This window comes from Streptomyces capillispiralis, from assembly GCF_007829875.1.
GTDB lineage: Bacteria > Actinomycetota > Actinomycetes > Streptomycetales > Streptomycetaceae > Streptomyces > Streptomyces capillispiralis.
In genome coordinates, this window is record NZ_VIWV01000001.1 from 4,104,317 (window position 1) to 4,119,116 (window position 14,800).

At 74.3% G+C, this 14,800-nt stretch carries 11 protein-coding genes; 5 read left to right on the forward strand and 6 right to left on the reverse strand.

From position 1 onward, the window contains the following. The first annotated feature begins 236 nt into the window (after positions 1–236). On the forward strand, positions 237–1,538 hold the full coding sequence (locus FHX78_RS17575; RefSeq protein ID WP_145868395.1) for a type III PLP-dependent enzyme domain-containing protein: 1,302 nt from the start codon (positions 237–239) through the stop codon (positions 1,536–1,538). Between the two features lie 588 nt (positions 1,539–2,126). On the opposite strand, the gene FHX78_RS17580 is transcribed toward FHX78_RS17575, so the two are convergent. The 4 genes from FHX78_RS17580 to FHX78_RS17595 all read right to left on the reverse strand — a co-directional run bounded on the left by FHX78_RS17580 (position 2,127) and on the right by FHX78_RS17595 (position 4,401). Next, positions 2,127–2,387 (reverse strand): YunG family protein, encoded by a 261-nt coding sequence (locus tag FHX78_RS17580; protein WP_425282233.1) that lies wholly within the window; start codon positions 2,385–2,387, stop codon positions 2,127–2,129. Between the two features lie 32 nt (positions 2,388–2,419). After that, entirely contained in the window at positions 2,420–2,977 is a 558-nt protein-coding gene (locus tag FHX78_RS17585; RefSeq protein ID WP_145868396.1) for a DinB family protein, read from the reverse strand. Positions 2,978–3,020: 43 nt separating this feature from the next. Further along, positions 3,021–3,452 carry a hypothetical protein gene (locus tag FHX78_RS17590; RefSeq protein WP_145868397.1) on the reverse strand — a complete coding sequence of 144 codons (432 nt, stop codon included), beginning with the start codon at positions 3,450–3,452 and terminating at the stop codon, positions 3,021–3,023. A gap of 82 nt (positions 3,453–3,534) precedes the next feature. Then, positions 3,535–4,401: a bifunctional DNA primase/polymerase gene (locus tag FHX78_RS17595; RefSeq protein WP_145868398.1), complete on the reverse strand. Its 867-nt coding sequence runs from the start codon at positions 4,399–4,401 to the stop codon at positions 3,535–3,537. A gap of 359 nt (positions 4,402–4,760) precedes the next feature. Between FHX78_RS17595 and FHX78_RS17600 the strand changes: the two genes are divergently transcribed. From FHX78_RS17600 to FHX78_RS17615, 3 genes are all read left to right on the forward strand, one after another. After that, positions 4,761–5,087 carry a hypothetical protein gene (locus FHX78_RS17600; RefSeq protein WP_145868399.1) on the forward strand — a complete coding sequence of 109 codons (327 nt, stop codon included), beginning with the start codon at positions 4,761–4,763 and terminating at the stop codon, positions 5,085–5,087. A gap of 367 nt (positions 5,088–5,454) precedes the next feature. Further along, a complete protein-coding gene (locus FHX78_RS17610) occupies positions 5,455–6,015 on the forward strand; it encodes a SigE family RNA polymerase sigma factor (RefSeq protein ID WP_145868401.1) in 561 nt (186 codons plus the stop codon). A gap of 146 nt (positions 6,016–6,161) precedes the next feature. Next, positions 6,162–7,817: a long-chain fatty acid--CoA ligase gene (locus FHX78_RS17615; RefSeq protein ID WP_189908706.1), complete on the forward strand. Its 1,656-nt coding sequence runs from the start codon at positions 6,162–6,164 to the stop codon at positions 7,815–7,817. A 192-nt stretch (positions 7,818–8,009) separates the two neighbouring features. On the opposite strand, the gene FHX78_RS17620 is transcribed toward FHX78_RS17615, so the two are convergent. After that, positions 8,010–9,251, reverse strand: coding sequence for an MFS transporter (locus FHX78_RS17620; protein WP_145868402.1), 1,242 nt, complete (start codon positions 9,249–9,251; stop codon positions 8,010–8,012). A gap of 139 nt (positions 9,252–9,390) precedes the next feature. On the opposite strand from FHX78_RS17620, the gene FHX78_RS17625 reads away from it, so the two are divergent. Further along, positions 9,391–9,969, forward strand: coding sequence for a TetR/AcrR family transcriptional regulator (locus FHX78_RS17625; RefSeq protein ID WP_145868403.1), 579 nt, complete (start codon positions 9,391–9,393; stop codon positions 9,967–9,969). A gap of 73 nt (positions 9,970–10,042) precedes the next feature. On the opposite strand, the gene FHX78_RS17630 is transcribed toward FHX78_RS17625, so the two are convergent. Continuing rightward, positions 10,043–14,638: a hybrid sensor histidine kinase/response regulator gene (locus FHX78_RS17630; protein WP_145868404.1), complete on the reverse strand. Its 4,596-nt coding sequence runs from the start codon at positions 14,636–14,638 to the stop codon at positions 10,043–10,045. Positions 14,639–14,800 lie beyond the last annotated feature (162 nt).

The window sequence follows — 14,800 nt, forward strand, 5'->3', positions numbered from 1 at the left end:
GTCACCACGAGGAACGGGCGGTTCCGTCGTGCGCGCGCACAACGGCGGGCGCGCCACCTCCCCGGTTTCGCTCCTCGGTGAGAACCGCGCGGCGCAACACCGGAACTCCCGACGAAGACACCCGCACCCTCCCGACGGGAGTCTGGTCTCACCGCCCGCGGCAGGCGTGGGCGGTGAGACCCCGGGTGCAGAGCCCGGTGCGGACCCGGTGCAGACCGGTTCAGGGAGGGTGCACGATGAGCGGTTCCGACAAGGCCGGCCGGCGCGAGCGGATCCTGCGGGCGGCCGTACAGCAGGGGCTCCTGGAGCCCGAGACGGCCGTACTGGCCGGGTTCGTCGACCTCGACGGCGTCCGCGAGACCGTCACGTCCCTGCGCGGCGCGTTCCCCGCCGACCTCCGGGTCCTGCACGCCTTCGCGGCCAAGGCGAACTGCCTGGTGCCCGTGCTCGGGGAACTGCGCCGGCACGGCATGGGCTGCGAGGTCGCCAGCGCCGGTGAGTTCGCCCAGGCCCTGGAGGCCGGCTTCGCGCCCGCGGACATCGTGTTCGACTCGCCGGCCAAGACGCGGGCCGAACTGGCCCGGGCGCTGAGCCTCGGGGTCACCGTGAACGTGGACAGTTTCCAGGAACTCGCGCGGCTGGACGACATCCTGGCGACCCGCTCCTCGGCCTCACGGATCGGTGTGCGCGTCAACCCCCAGGTCGGCGGCGGATCGATCTCCGCCATGAGCACGGCCACCGCGACCTCCAAGTTCGGCATCCCGCTGGAGGACGAGGGCAACCGGCAGCGACTGCTCCGGGCGTACCGGGACCGCCCCTGGCTCACCTGGGTGCACACCCACGTCGGTTCGCAGGGCTGCCCCCTGCCCCTGATCGCCCGGGGCATCGCGAAGGCCGTGGAGTTCGCCGAGGAGGTCAACGCCCACCTCGGGCGCCGCCAGGTCACCGGCATCGACATCGGGGGAGGCCTGCCGGTCAACTTCGACAGCGACGAGACGACGCCGGGCTTCGACACCTACGTGGACCACCTGCGCGAGCACGCCCCGGCCCTGTTCTCGGGGGCGTACGAGATCGTCACCGAGTTCGGCCGGTCCGTGCTGGCCAAGAACGGCTTCATGGCCGCGTACGTGGAGTACACCAAGACCGTCGGCGGGCGCCCCGTCGCGATCACCCACGCGGGCGCCCAGGTCGCCACGCGCACGGTGTTCGCCCCCGACGCCTGGCCCCTGCGGATAGAGGCCCACGACCCCCACGGCCGGGCCAAACAGGGCCCGCCGGTGCGGCAGGACGTCGCCGGCCCGTGCTGCTTCGCCGGGGACCTGCTGGCACGCGACCGTGCGCTGCCCCTCCTCGACGTCGGTGACCTCGTCGTCGTCCCGGACACCGGCGCCTACTACTTCTCCACGCCCTTCCACTACAACAGCCTGCCCGAACCCGCCGTGTACGGCGCCCGCGTCGACGCCGACGGCCGGGTCACCTTCCAGGTGATCCGCCCCGCCCAGGACGCGCACCCGGTCCCGGCGCTCGCTGGCCACTGACCCCCACGCCCCGCGTGACCCACCAGCACACCGCGTCCCAGTCACCATCACAGCCAGGAGGAAGGCAGGTGTTACCACCATGAAAGTACGGTGCGCCCGGTCAGGGCGTCCCACGGAGCAGGCGGGGCCCCCGCGCCGGCGGGGTGCCGTCCGGCGACGGCTGTCCGTCACCGGGGCGCGCTGCGGCAGGGCGGCGAGCGACGTCGTGCGGTGGATCTCCCGACGCCGCGCCGTGGCGGCCGACCAGTTCCTCCGGGGCGCGTGCTACGGGGCCGGTACGGCCGTAGTGGGTCTGCTGGCGGTGTGGGCACAGACCCGCTGACGGACCTTTCGACGCACCGGAGGAGGCCCCGGACCCACCGGTCCGGGGCCTGCCGCGTGGGGGCACCCGTCCGCCGGGGCGAGCGGGTGGGGGCGGCAGGGGCGCGGACGGTCCCCGCGCGGTCCTTCTCACACCGGTTCGGGAAGCGGGCCGAGGTGCCGGATGACGCGCCGGCGCAGGAGGAGGTACTCCTCCTGACGGCGCGGCAGAGGGCCCGGCGGGCGCGCGACGACGCGGGCGGCCGTGATGGTCTCGCCGTCCCGGAACTACTCGCGCGTCAGATCGAGTTCGACGCCGCTGGACAGACGGTTCCACCAGTGGAAGCCGCGGGGGGAGCCGGCCAGGTGGACCTCGCCGACCACCAGGTCGCCGCCGAAGACGTCATGGACGACCAGGGCGGTGAGGTCACAGTGTCCCCGGGCCGGATTGTCCGGCCGCCAGTCGGCGAGGTCGTCGGGCGAGCAGGTGTCGGCGGCCCAGCAGGCCCGCAGGGCCCGGTCGAGGTCGAGCAGGGTCCAAGGCGTCATGCCGGGAGCATCGCAGCCACCACCGACACCGGTCAGGACGCGGCCCGCAGCAGGCGCAGCTGGCCGATCTCCGCCCCGTTCTTCATCAGTTCGGCGTTGGCCCAGGCGAGCATGTCGGCGACGGTGTACGTGGGGTCGTCCGGCAGGGGGAAGCGGGCCGTGGCGTCGAGGTCGGTGTCGGTGAGGTTGTCCAGGAGGGCCAGCCACTCCGAGCGCAGGCCGCGCAGCCACTCCACCGTGGGTGCGCCCGCGCCGGGCCAGGTGATGTCGGCGCGGTCCCGGGGCCGCCGGCCCCGCGCGTGGTCCAGGGTCACGCTCCACCACCAGCCGATGTGCCAGCTCACCCAGGCGATGGTGGGCACGGGCACGGGGTCGGGCTCGGTGTCCGACCAGTCCGGTACCCAGCTCCCGTCGGGGGATCTGCGGACCGTCCAGCACAGGGGAGCGGGCTCCCACAGGAAGTCCTCGGGCTCCAGCCGCTCGACGTGGTACTCGATCAGCGACCAGGTCAGGTCGAACTGGCGGCGCAGCAGTCCGAGGCGGCCGGCAGGGGCAGAGGCAGAACCAGGGGCTGGGGCGGGGGTGTTCATCGGGAACCTTCGGCAGTGGGCTGGGACAGGCGGGCGGGGTCGGTCAGAGTTCCTCGTCCGTGGCCAGGTGCTCCCAGGACACCTCCCGCAGGGCGGGTTCCGCGTCGCAGTCCGACGGCACGCGCGGGGTGGGCTGGAACCAGACCACGGTGAGGCGGGAGCGGTACAGGGCGCGGTCGTGGGCCGGGTCGAGCGCCCCGGAGCGGAAGCTGCCCACGCAGGTCACCGCGGGCAGCACCTCCACCGGACCGAACGCGCCCGCGTACTGGTCGGGGTACTCGCGCGGGGGCGGGATCAGGTGGACCGGCGCTCCCGGGAAGTCGCGTTCGGCGGTGTGGAGCAGCCCCTTGATCCTCAGGTCGTTGAGCGGCTTGCAGGGGTAGCCCTCCAGCATCCCGCCGTACGTCGACGACATCCGCAGTTCGGCGAGGTCGACGGAGCGGCCGGAGGCGAGGACGACGCGGGCGAGTGCCATGGTCGGCACTCTAGGGCGGCGGTGCATGCACGGTCTTTCGGATTTCGTGGGGGGAGCCGGGGGTGGCCGGGGCGGTGGCTGTTCAGGGATGGTGGCCGGTCATCCGCGCGGCGGACGCGATCGTCGCGCGGGTCTCGCGTTCCGACAGACCCGTGGTGCGGGCCGCGTCGGCCAGGGCGTCGGCCAGGGTGGGCCCGATGCCGTCCTCGTAGGCACGGCAGGCGGCCCAGAACAGGCGGGTGTTGCGCTGGCCCCGGTGCGCGGCGAGGACGAACTGGACCAGTCCGCGGCCGCGTCCGCCGGCCGACGGGGGCGTCGGGTGGTGCGCCCGCGGCGGGGGGAGGAGCAGGCGGAGGAGGGCGGGCGGGCAGGGCGCGGGAGGCAGGTGCGCGGTGCCCGGGGCGGTGGTGTAGGTGCCGTGGTCCGTACGGGAGCCGGGGCCGACCAGGTAGCCGCCGGCGCCGCGGATGTCGATGCCGGGGGCGAGGCGGCCCGCGGAGTTGGGGACGACGACGTCCGGCGGTCCGCTCAGCCACAGATGGCGGCCGCCGCTGGGCGTCACGACGATCACCGTGGCGGGGATCGTGAACAGGTGGCGCAGGCCGAGTTCGTGCAGGGCGGCCGGGGCGTCCGTACCGGTCTTCGTGTCCAGGTCGACGCCGATGAGGTGGTGCGGGGGCAGTCCGCAGGCGATGCCGTAGCCGGTGGCGCGGGGTGCGGCGGCGAAGAGCGCGCGGATGCGGGCGGGGTCGGTGGAGGCGTCGTGGACGCCGTGGCCGAAGCGGCCGCACTCGCCGTGGCAGGGGGTGGGGCCGGGATCGTCGCGGTGCGGTGAGCGCAGTGCCGGGAGCTTCGTCCGGGACAGGGGGAGGACGGCCAGACCGCGTTCGGCGGCTGACAGGGCGTGTGCGAGGGCCAGCGTCGTGGCCTGCCGGTCGGTGGTGGCCATGGAGCCATTTTCGTACAAGTGTTCGATGAAGGGAAGGGGGCGTGGGGTCGGCGCGCCGGGGCGGTGGCGTCGGCGGGGGAGGTGCCGGAACGCTTCCCCTCGTACGGGGCCTGGGCTGGGGATGTCCCTGGCGGTACGGCTGGCAAGGCAAGGGGTGTATCGGGGTTTATCGACGTGTTGTCACACTTGCGTGCGAAGAGTGGCTTCCAGGGTGGTTCGCGGGGGATCCGGTGGGCAACTCTGATCCCGCGACGTCGTGCACAGCGCCGGGGCGGGGGGTCAACGGTCCCGGTGACAGCCGTACTTCACGCACAGACGGCCATAAGCCGGTGCGTCCTTGGTTCTGGAGGGAACACAACATGGCAAGCATCCGTACCGCCCGTGTCATCGCCGCCGTCTCCGCGCTCCCGCTCGCGGCCGCCCTCTTCACCGGCGTCGCGGCCGCGGACGACGGCGCCCTCGCGGACGACGGATCGATCGCGACGGCCACGAGCTCCGAGGCCGACGCCCTCGGCAGCGGCGTCGGCGGCGACAACTTCGGCAACTCGGCCACCGGGCAGCAGCAGGCCACCGGCTTCGGCGCCGCGAACGAGAGCAACACCGCCCAGGTCACCGGCTCCGCGTTCACCACCGTCAACCAGGGCGACGGCAACGTGGCCATCGGCTTCACCCCGCTGTGGTGGTGAGGTGAGGGGCGCCGACCGCCCTCCGCGGTCCGGCGCGGGGTGCTTCGTGGGTGCTTCGCGGGGTGCTTGGTGGGGTGCCTAGTGGGGCGCTTCGTGAGGTGAAGGGCGCCCGGGGCGGCGGTGCTTCGGTACCGGCGCCCCGGCGTCACCCGACGTCACCCGGCGTCACCCGGGGCGCCGGGGGCGGCCCGCCGGTGCCCCGGCCCGCGGACCCGGCTCATCCCCCAGGGGTCAACCCGCAGTACCCCTCATCCGCTCGTCCACCTTCAGGAGGTGCAGCGCACCCCGCCCCTACAACCTGAGGGGGAGTCGCCTTCGGGACCTGCGGCCGATCCGCCGGACGGGGCACCGCTCATAGCGTTGAGCCATGACCACACCCGTCTGCACCCGCGCTTCGAACGCCGCTGCCCCAGCGACGCAGACCCTTCCGTACCCGTCGTTCTCGTCGTACATGAGGGCCCGGCAGCCGGTGCTCCTGCGGACCGCCCGGTCGCTGACCGGGAACCCGAGCGACGCGGAGGACCTGCTGCAGACCGCGCTCGCCAAGACGTACGTCGCCTGGGAGCGCATCGAGGACCACCGCGCGCTCGACGGCTATGTGCGCCGGGCCCTGCTGAACACACGGACGTCGCAGTGGCGCAAGCGCAAGGTCGACGAGTTCGCCTGCGACGAGCTGCCCGAGCCCGACCCGGTGCCGGCCGGCGACGACCCGGCCGAGCAGCAGGCGCTGCGCGACGCGATGTGGCGGGCGATCATGCGGCTCCCCGCGCGGCAGCGGGCGATGGTCGTGCTGCGGTACTACGAGGATCTCAGCGAGGTACAGACGGCCGAAGTGCTCGGCGTGTCGGTGGGCACCGTGAAGTCCGCCGTGTCGAGGGCCCTCGGCAAGCTGCGCGAGGACGCTGAACTGGGACTTGTCCGCACATGAGGCGGTCCTGAGGGGCATCCCGGGGCAGACGCCGTCCGGCGGGGCGTGATCGATCATCCGCTCCCCTAGTGACATACCGCGCGGTATGTGCGCAGAATCAGCGCAACCCGTACCGACGCGTAGGCGATGTCGCCCAGGAGGACGCCGTGCTGAGCACCATGCAGGACGTACCGCTGCTGATCTCGAGGATCCTCGACCACGGGGCGACCATTCACGGAAGCTCACTGGTGACCACCTGGACCGGCGAGGGCGGGCCGCACCGCCGCAGCTACGCCGAGATCGGCGCCCGAGCGGCCCAGCTGGCGCACGCCCTGCGCGACGACCTCGGAGTCACCGGGGACGACCGCGTCGCCACCCTCATGTGGAACAACGCCGAGCACGTCGAGGCGTACTTCGCGATCCCCTCCATGGGCGCGGTCCTGCACACCCTGAACCTCCGCCTCCCGGCCGAGCAGCTCGCGTGGATCGTCAACCACGCCGCCGACCGGGTGATCATCGTCAACGGTTCGCTGATCCCGCTGCTCGCTCCCCTGCTGCCGCACCTCAAGACCGTCGAGCACGTGGTGGTCGCCGGCCTCGGTGACCGTTCCGCGCTGGCGGACGCCACCGTGCGGGTGCACGAGTACGAGGAGCTGATCGCCGGGCAGCCCGTCGCCTACGACTGGCCGGAGCTGGACGAGCGGGCCGCCGCCGCCATGTGCTACACCTCCGGCACCACCGGCGACCCCAAGGGCGTGGTCTACAGCCACCGTTCGATCTACCTGCACTCCATGCAGGTCAACATGGCCCAGTCGATGGGCCTGACCGACCAGGACACCTCGCTGGTCGTGGTCCCGCAGTTCCACGTCAACGCCTGGGGCCTGCCGCACGCCACCTTCATGACCGGCGTCAACCTGCTCATGCCGGACCGGTTCCTGCAGCCCGCCCCGCTCGCCGAGATGATCGAGAGCGAGCGGCCGACGCACGCCGCCGCCGTCCCCACCATCTGGCAGGGCCTGCTCGCCGAGCTGACCGCCAAGCCGCGGGACGTCTCCTCCCTCACCCAGGTCACCATCGGCGGCTCGGCCTGTCCGCCGTCGCTGATGGAGGCGTTCGACGCGCTGGGCATGCGGGTCTGCCACGCCTGGGGCATGACGGAGACCTCCCCGCTCGGCACCATCGCCCGCCCGCCGGCCAAGGCCGTCGGCACCGAGGAGGAGTTCGCCTACCGTCTCACCCAGGGCCGCTTCCCGGCCGGTGTCGAGGCCCGCCTCACCGGCCCCGGCGGCGAACGCCTGCCCTGGGACGGCGAGTCGGCGGGCGAGCTGGAGGTGCGCGGCCCCTGGATCGCCGGCGCCTACTACAACGGGCCCGACGCCGAACCCCTGCGCCCCGCCGACAAGTTCAGCGAGGACGGCTGGCTGAAGACCGGCGACGTGGGCACCATCAGCGCCGACGGCTTCCTGACCCTGACCGACCGGGCCAAGGACGTCATCAAGTCCGGCGGCGAGTGGATCTCCTCGGTCGAGCTGGAGAACGCGCTGATGGCCCACCCCGACGTCGCCGAGGCGGCCGTGGTCGCCGTCCCGGACGACAAGTGGGGCGAGCGCCCGCTGGCCACGGTCGTCCTCAAGGAGGGCGCCACCGCCGACTTCACCACCCTGCGCGCCTTCCTCGCCGACGAGGGCGGGATCGCCAAGTGGCAGCTCCCGGAGCGCTGGACGGTGATCCAGGCGGTGCCGAAGACGAGCGTGGGCAAGTTCGACAAGAAGGTGCTGCGCAGGCAGTACGCCGACGGCGCCCTGGACATCACCCGGCTCTGAGCGCGGCTCTGAGCGCGGCGGTGAACCCGATGGTGAACGGCGGGCGCCGGGGCTGGACATGGGGTGCCGGACACGGGGCGCCGGGCGCCGGGTGAGGGACGCCAGACGCCGGACGCCGGGTGAGGGGGAAGCGCCCTGCTCCCCCTCACCCCCGAGCCGCCGGGCACCGGCACCGCACCCGCACCCGCACCCTCACCGGCGCCCCCGCCGTACCGCCGTGAGCCCCCACCCCAGCGCCAGCCACACTCCGGCCACCGCCGCGACCCCGCCCCAGCCGAAGTGGGTGAAGGCGGTGCCCGCGAGGGCCGAGGCGGTGGCGCCGCCGGCGAAGCCGGAGACGACGTAGGCGGTGTTGGCCGTGGCGGGGCTGGAGGTGGTGGTCAGGGCGAGGGTCTGGTTGGCGACGTGGGAGGCGACCAGGGCCGCGTGGATCGCGACCGCGGCGACGAACAGCGCCCAGATGACGTGCCCGCCCAGCCAGAACAGCGGCACGGAGACGGCCGCCAGCAGGTACGCCCCCCGGACGACCCGGGCGGCGCCGAAGCGGTCGACCAGCCCGCCCGCCAGCGGCGCGACCGCGCTCGCCGTGAGCCCGAAGAGGCCGAAGAGTCCGGCGGTGGCGGTGGACAGGCCGTAGGCGGGGCCGGTCAGCAGCAGCGCGAGCGAGGTCCACAGCGCGCTCCACGCGCCGAACATCCCTGCCTGCCGCACCGATGCGCGCCACAGGTCGGGCGAGCGCCGCAGCAGTCCGGGCAGCGCGGTGAGACCGCCGAACAGGGAGCCGTGCCGGGGCTGTCGCTCGGACGGCAGGACGAGGGCCGTGGCGAGTCCCAGGGCGAGCGTGAGCACGGCCGCGCCCGCGAAGACCCACCGCCAGCCGAAGGCCTGCCCGGCGAGGCCGCCGAGGACCCGGGCCGCGACGATGCCGGTGAAGAGGCCGGCGATCACGGCCGCGACATGGCGGGCGCGGCGCGCGGCCGGGGCGCGCGCGGCGACCAGCGGGACGAGGAGCTGCGGCACGACGGTCGCGGCCGAGGCGACGAACACGGCGGTGGCCAGCGCCCCGGTGCCGGGAGCGACCGCACTGGCGATCAGGGCGACGGTGGTGACCAGGGTGAGGCCGGTGACCAGGCGGCGCCGGTTGACGGTGTCGCCGAGCGGGGCGAAGAAGAGCAGGCCGGCGGCGTAGCCGAGCTGGGCGACCGAGGCGATCCAGGCCACGGCGGACGGCGTGGAGCCGAAGTCGCGGGCGATCAGGGAGAGCAGCGGCGCGGCGAGGTAGATGTTGGCGGCCGTCACGGCGGTGCAGACGGCGATGAGCGCGAGGAACGGACCGGAACCGCGGGACGTGCCGGTCCCGCCGGGTGTCCGTCCGGCCGATGACCCGCCGCCCCGCCGGACGGCGGGGGTCGGGGTGCTGGGCGCTGATGACATGAGCTGGGTACCCCTTCGAGGCCCTTGGAGCCTGCTCTAACAACTAACCGGTTGGTTGACTGGGAGGAGAACAGTCTGGGACGCCGCCCGATTCCCTGTCAACCAAACGGTTGGTTACTTGCCGCGCTACCCTGTCCCCATGGCAGTCAGGGACCCCGAGGCCACCAAGGCCCGGATCTTCGAGGCGGCGGTCACCGAGTTCGCCCGCCACGGCATCGCCGGCGCCCGCATCGACCGCATCGCGGCCGAGGCGAAGGCCAACAAGCAGCTCATCTACGCCTACTTCGGCAACAAGGCGGAGCTGTTCGCGACCGTCCTGGAGCGGAAGATGCTGGACCTCGCCGAGTCCGTCCCCGTCGACCCGGACGACATCGAGGGCTGGGTCGACCGCCTGATGGATTACCACGCGGCCCATCCCGAACTGCTGCGCCTGCTCTTCTGGGAGGGCCTGGAGTACGGCACCGAGCAACTGCCCCACGAGAGCGGACGCCAGGAGCACTACGTCCGCAAGGTGGCCACGCTGAAGGACGGCCAGGACCGCGGAGTCGTCACCGACGCCATCCCCCCGGGCGACCTGCTGTTCCTGCTGACCGCGCTGGCCAACTGGACGGCCGTGGTCCCGCAGATGCGCCGCATCCTGACCGGCGACGCGGAGGAGGACACCGCACGCCTGCGCGCCTCGGTGAAGGAAGCGGCCCGCCGCCTGGTCGCCCGCTGACGCCCCCGACACCGGACGCCCCGCCCGCGCCGGGCGACCAGGACGGCTTACGCCTCACCCGTCGCGGTCCCGCTCAGTTGACCCCGATCCGCGAGAGCAGATCGACGAGCCGTTCCTGCACCTCCGCGCTGGTGGACCGCTCCGCGAGGAACAGCACCGTCTCGCCGGAGGCCAGGCGAGGCAGGTCCATCGGGTCGACGGCGGCCGTGTAGACGACGAGCGGGGTGCGGTTGAGCTGTCCGTTCGCCCGCAGCCAGTCGATGATCCCGGTGCCCCCGGTCTGGCGCCGGTGCACCTGCATCAGGTCCATCACCACCAGGTTCGGCCGGAACTGCCCCGCCAGCGTCACCGCGTCGGCGTCGCTCGCGGCCCGCGCGACCTGCATCCCGCGCCGTTCCAGCGTGCCGGTCAGCGCGAGCGCGATCTCCGCGTGCTCCTCGATCAGCAGCACGCGCGGCGGATGCTGTTCGCTGTCGCGCGGCGCCAGCGCCTTCAGCAGCACGGCCGGATCGGCGCCGTACGCGGCATCCCGCGACGCCTGTCCGATCCCCGCGGTGACCAGCACCGGCACCTCGGCGGCCACCGCGGCCTGGCGCAGCGACTGGAGCGCCGTACGGGTGATCGGCCCGGTCAGCGGGTCCACGAACAGCGCGGCGGGGAAGGCCGCGATCTGCGCGTCGACCTCCTCGCGCGAGTGCACGATCACCGGCCGGTAGCCGCGGTCGCTCAGCGCCTGCTGCGTGGACACGTCCGGCGCGGGCCACACCAGCAGTCGGCGCGGGTTGTCCAGCGGTTCCGGCGGCAACTCGTCGTCCATCGGCTGCGGACGCGGGGGGTCCGCCACCTCGACGGCGCCACCCGGGCCGTCCAGCGGCTCGGGACCCTCGGCGGCATCCGCGTCGGGCGCCCCTATGGCGTACGAGCGTCCGGTGCCCTCGGTCGCCGGTGTGATCCGGGACTGACCGGCGGGCGAGTGCTGCGGCTGGGGCTGGGCCGGGGTCCGCTCCTGCTGCGGGGCCGCCGCCGGGGCGGAGGGGGCCGCGGGCGCGGGATCGGCCGACGGGTGCGGGCGGGCGCCCTGCTCGTTGCCCGCGCCCGGGTCGGGACGCGTACCGAGCTTGCGGCGGCGGCCGGAACCGCCGGGCTGGTGCGGGGGAGGCGTGGCCGACGGCAGCGGCTGCTGGACCTGAGCGGCCTGCCGGTTGAACGGCACACCCTGCCCCAGCGTCCGCACGCTGATCGCCCTGCCCTGCGTCGAGTTCGGATCCACCGGCGCCGCGGCCTCCGCGGGCAACGGCTGAGCGGCCCGCTGCGCCGGCGCGCCTTCGGGCGGCAGCGGGGTGCCGGTGGCGGGGGTCGGCTGCGGCGGGCTCGGGACCGGCGGTACGGGCGTACCGGCGCCGGAGGTGTCACCGGCGGCGGGCCACTGCTGCGGAGCGGGGGTGCCGTCCGGCGGGGTGCCCTGCCCGGACGGGGCCTCGGCGGGCAACGGCTGCGCGGCGGGACGCTGCCCCTGCACATCAGCGTGCCCCTGCGCGGGCACGGACACGCCTTGCGGCGGTACGGAGGCACCACCCTGAGCCGGAACCGGAGCACCCTGGGCCGGAACCGGAGCACCTTGCGGCGGTACTGGCGCACCCTGCGGCGGTACGGACGTGCCCTGGGCGGGAACCGGAGCACCCTGCGGCGGCACCGGAGCGCCCTGTCCCGGCACTGCCCCCCACTGCGCCGGAGCCCCAGGCGCCTGCACGCCCGGCGCCTGCACGCCCGGCGCCTGACCGGACGGCGCCTGCACGCCCGGCACCTGAGGGGCCGCTGCCTCGACGGCCGACGTCTGGACTTCCGCCTGCTCGGCGTCCTCCGTCGGCCGGCCGACGGCCCGCCGGCGACGGCCCGTGGGCGCGCTGGTGGGATGCGGCTGCGGCGGAGTGTGGTCGTCGGCCTGGTCCTGCGGTACGGCGTCGTGCCGGCCGTTGTCGATCAGCGCGTCACCGGGTGCGACGGCCCCGGGCCCGCCCGGTTGCCCGGCACCGGTGCCGGTGGGGCCCTCCGGAGCCTGTGCGGCCCGTGCGGCCTGGGTGCTTTGTACAGGCTGTCCGGCCCAGCCCGTCTGCTCCCCCTGGTCCGCCTCGGCCGGCGGCAGCGCGAACACCGTGCGGGGCGCGGCCTCCTGCGCCGCCGCCCGCTCCGTGGCGGCGGCCAGCGCACGCCGACGCCGCCCCGCGGTCTGCGCCTGCGCCTGTGCCTGTCCCTGTCCGGAGGCCTGCGCCGGAACATGCAGTTGCACCTCGGCCTGGGACGCGTCACCCGTCCCGTTCCCGCCGGACGGCGCGGGCAGTGCCGGCGGCAGCGCGTGCTGTTCGCCGGACCCGGTCCGGGCACGCGGCCCGGCCGGCGCGGGCACACCCTGCGGCGGTACGGTCCCGCCCAGCCCCGTGTTCGACGCGGCGGCCCCCGCCGCGTGCTCGGCGGCGGTGACGACGGCACCCTCGGACACCCCGGAACCGGCGAGTTCGACCTCGGCGCCGACCGCGCCACCGGCCGTACCCGCGGCGGCGGCCGCCGCGTCCTCGGCCGGCCTGCCCCGTCGCCGCCCGGTACCGCCGGACACCACCGCGCCCTCACCGGACGCCTGAGCCGGAAGCGGGGCCGGCGCGGGTTCGGCGGCGGCAGCCGCACGGCGCCTGCGCCGCCCGGTGGGAACGGACTCCGTGCCGTCGTCCGGGCCCGGCACCCCGCTCTCCAGGAAGGCGTCCACGGAGGCACGCCGTGCCCGCCGCCGCCCTCCACCGGGACCCGCCTCGGAGCCCTCCTCGACCGGCGCCGAAGCCGAAGCCGGAACCGAAGTTGCCGCCGGAGCCGGAGCCGGAGCCGGAGCCGTAGCCGGTACCGGAACCGGAGCCGCACCCGTACCCGCCCCCGCTCCCGCCGCTTCCGCCGCTTCCGCGACCGATGCCGGTGCCTCGATGGCGGCGACGGTGGCGGCCGGGGCGGCCGCGACGGCCCCCGCTCCACCCCCGATCGGCACCTCCAGGACGAACGCGCTCCCGCTCATCCCCGGCACCTCGTGCGTCTGGAGCACACCGCCGTGCGCGCGGACGATCCCGCGCACGATCGGCTCGTGCACCGGGTCGCCGCCGCTGTACGGCCCGCGCACCTCGATGCGGACAACCTCACCGCGCTGCGCCGCCGCGACCACGACCGTGTTGTCCAGGTACCCGCCCGCCGACACGGGCGTGTTGCCGGTCGCGTCGACGCCCGCGACATCGGCGACGAGATGCGCCAGCGCCGTCGCGAGCAGCCGCGGGTCGACCTCGGCCTCGATGGGCGGCGCGTGCACCGCGAACTGCACCCGCCCGGGTCCGATCAGCTCCACGGCGCCGTCGACCCCGGCGGCGACGACGGCGTCCAGCATCACCTTCGTCCGCGTCACCTGCTCGGTGCCGACGTCGAGCCGCTGGTAGCCGAGGACGTTGTCGATGAGGGTGGTGATCCGGGCGTAACCGGCCGACAGGTGGTGGAGCACCTGGTTGGCCTCGGGCCACAGCTGCCCGGCGTCGTCGGCGGCGAGCGCGGACAGCTCCCGCCGCAGCTCCTCCAGCGGGCCGCGCAGGGACTGCCCGAGCAGGGTGAGCAACTGGTCGTGCCGGGCGGCGAGGGCCTCGTAGCGGTCCTTCTCCCGCTCGCCGAGCGCGGCGTACCGCTCCTCGTTCGCGGCGAGTTCCTCCGCGTGCCGCTCGCGCAGCTCCTCCAGCTCGGTGACGTGACTCTGGCGCAGGGCGGTCAGCTCGGAGGCGTGTTCCTCGGCGAGCCGCTCCAGCTCCTCGGCGTGCCGCTGCTCGGCGTCCTCCTTCTCCTTGACCAGCGCGTCGAAGGGGCGCCGGTCGGCGAAGGTCATCACGGCGCCGACGAGCTGGTCCCCGTCGCGCACCGGCGCGGTCGTCAGGTCGACCGGCAGCTGGTCGCCGTTCTTCGCGTAGAGCACCTGGCCGCGCACCCGGTGCTTGCGCCCGGAGCGCAGCGTGTCGGCGAGCGCGGACTCGTCGTACGGGAAGGGGGAGCCGTCGGCGCGGGAGTGCAGGACGAGCGTGTGCAGCTCGCGTCCGCCGAGTTCACCGGCCCGGTAGCCCAGGATCTGGGCGGCGGCCGGGTTGACGAGGACGATCCGCCCGTCGGTGTCGGTCCCGACGACGCCCTCGGAGGCGGCGCGCAGGATCATCTCGGTCTGCCGCTGCGACCGCGCCAGCTCCGCCTCGGTGTCGACGGTGCCGGAGAGGTCGCGGACGACGAGCATCAGCAGTTCGTCGCCGGTGTAGCCGTAGGTGTCGTACGCCTGCTGGCCGGTCTCCAGGTTCGCGCTGGTGACCTCGACCGGGAACTCCGCGCCGTCGGTCCGCCGGGCGATCATCCGCGTCGGCTTGGTGCGCGCGCGGGGATCGATGTGGTCGGGCCGCCGCATGGACCCCGGGATGAGCTTGGAGTCGAACTGCGGCAGCAGATCCAGCAGTCCGCGCCCGACCAGCGCCGTGCCCGGGGTCTCGAAGGCCTCCAGGGCGATGGTGTTGGCGTTGACGACCGTTCCGTTGGCGTTGACCAGGACCAGCGCGTCGGGAAGCGCGTCCAGTATGGCTGCGAGGCGAGCAGCGCCTCGGGATGGCCTGCTGCTCACGAGACGCTTCCTCCCTGTTACCGCGACGTGCCGACCGCTCGGGCCATCTTGCCAACCTGCCCGCAACGTGTCACGCGAGGGAGTCTAAGGGCTGGGATCGCGCGGGGGACGTCGGACGGGACGCGGGACGCACGACCAAGTGACGGCGATGTGACGCCGGGT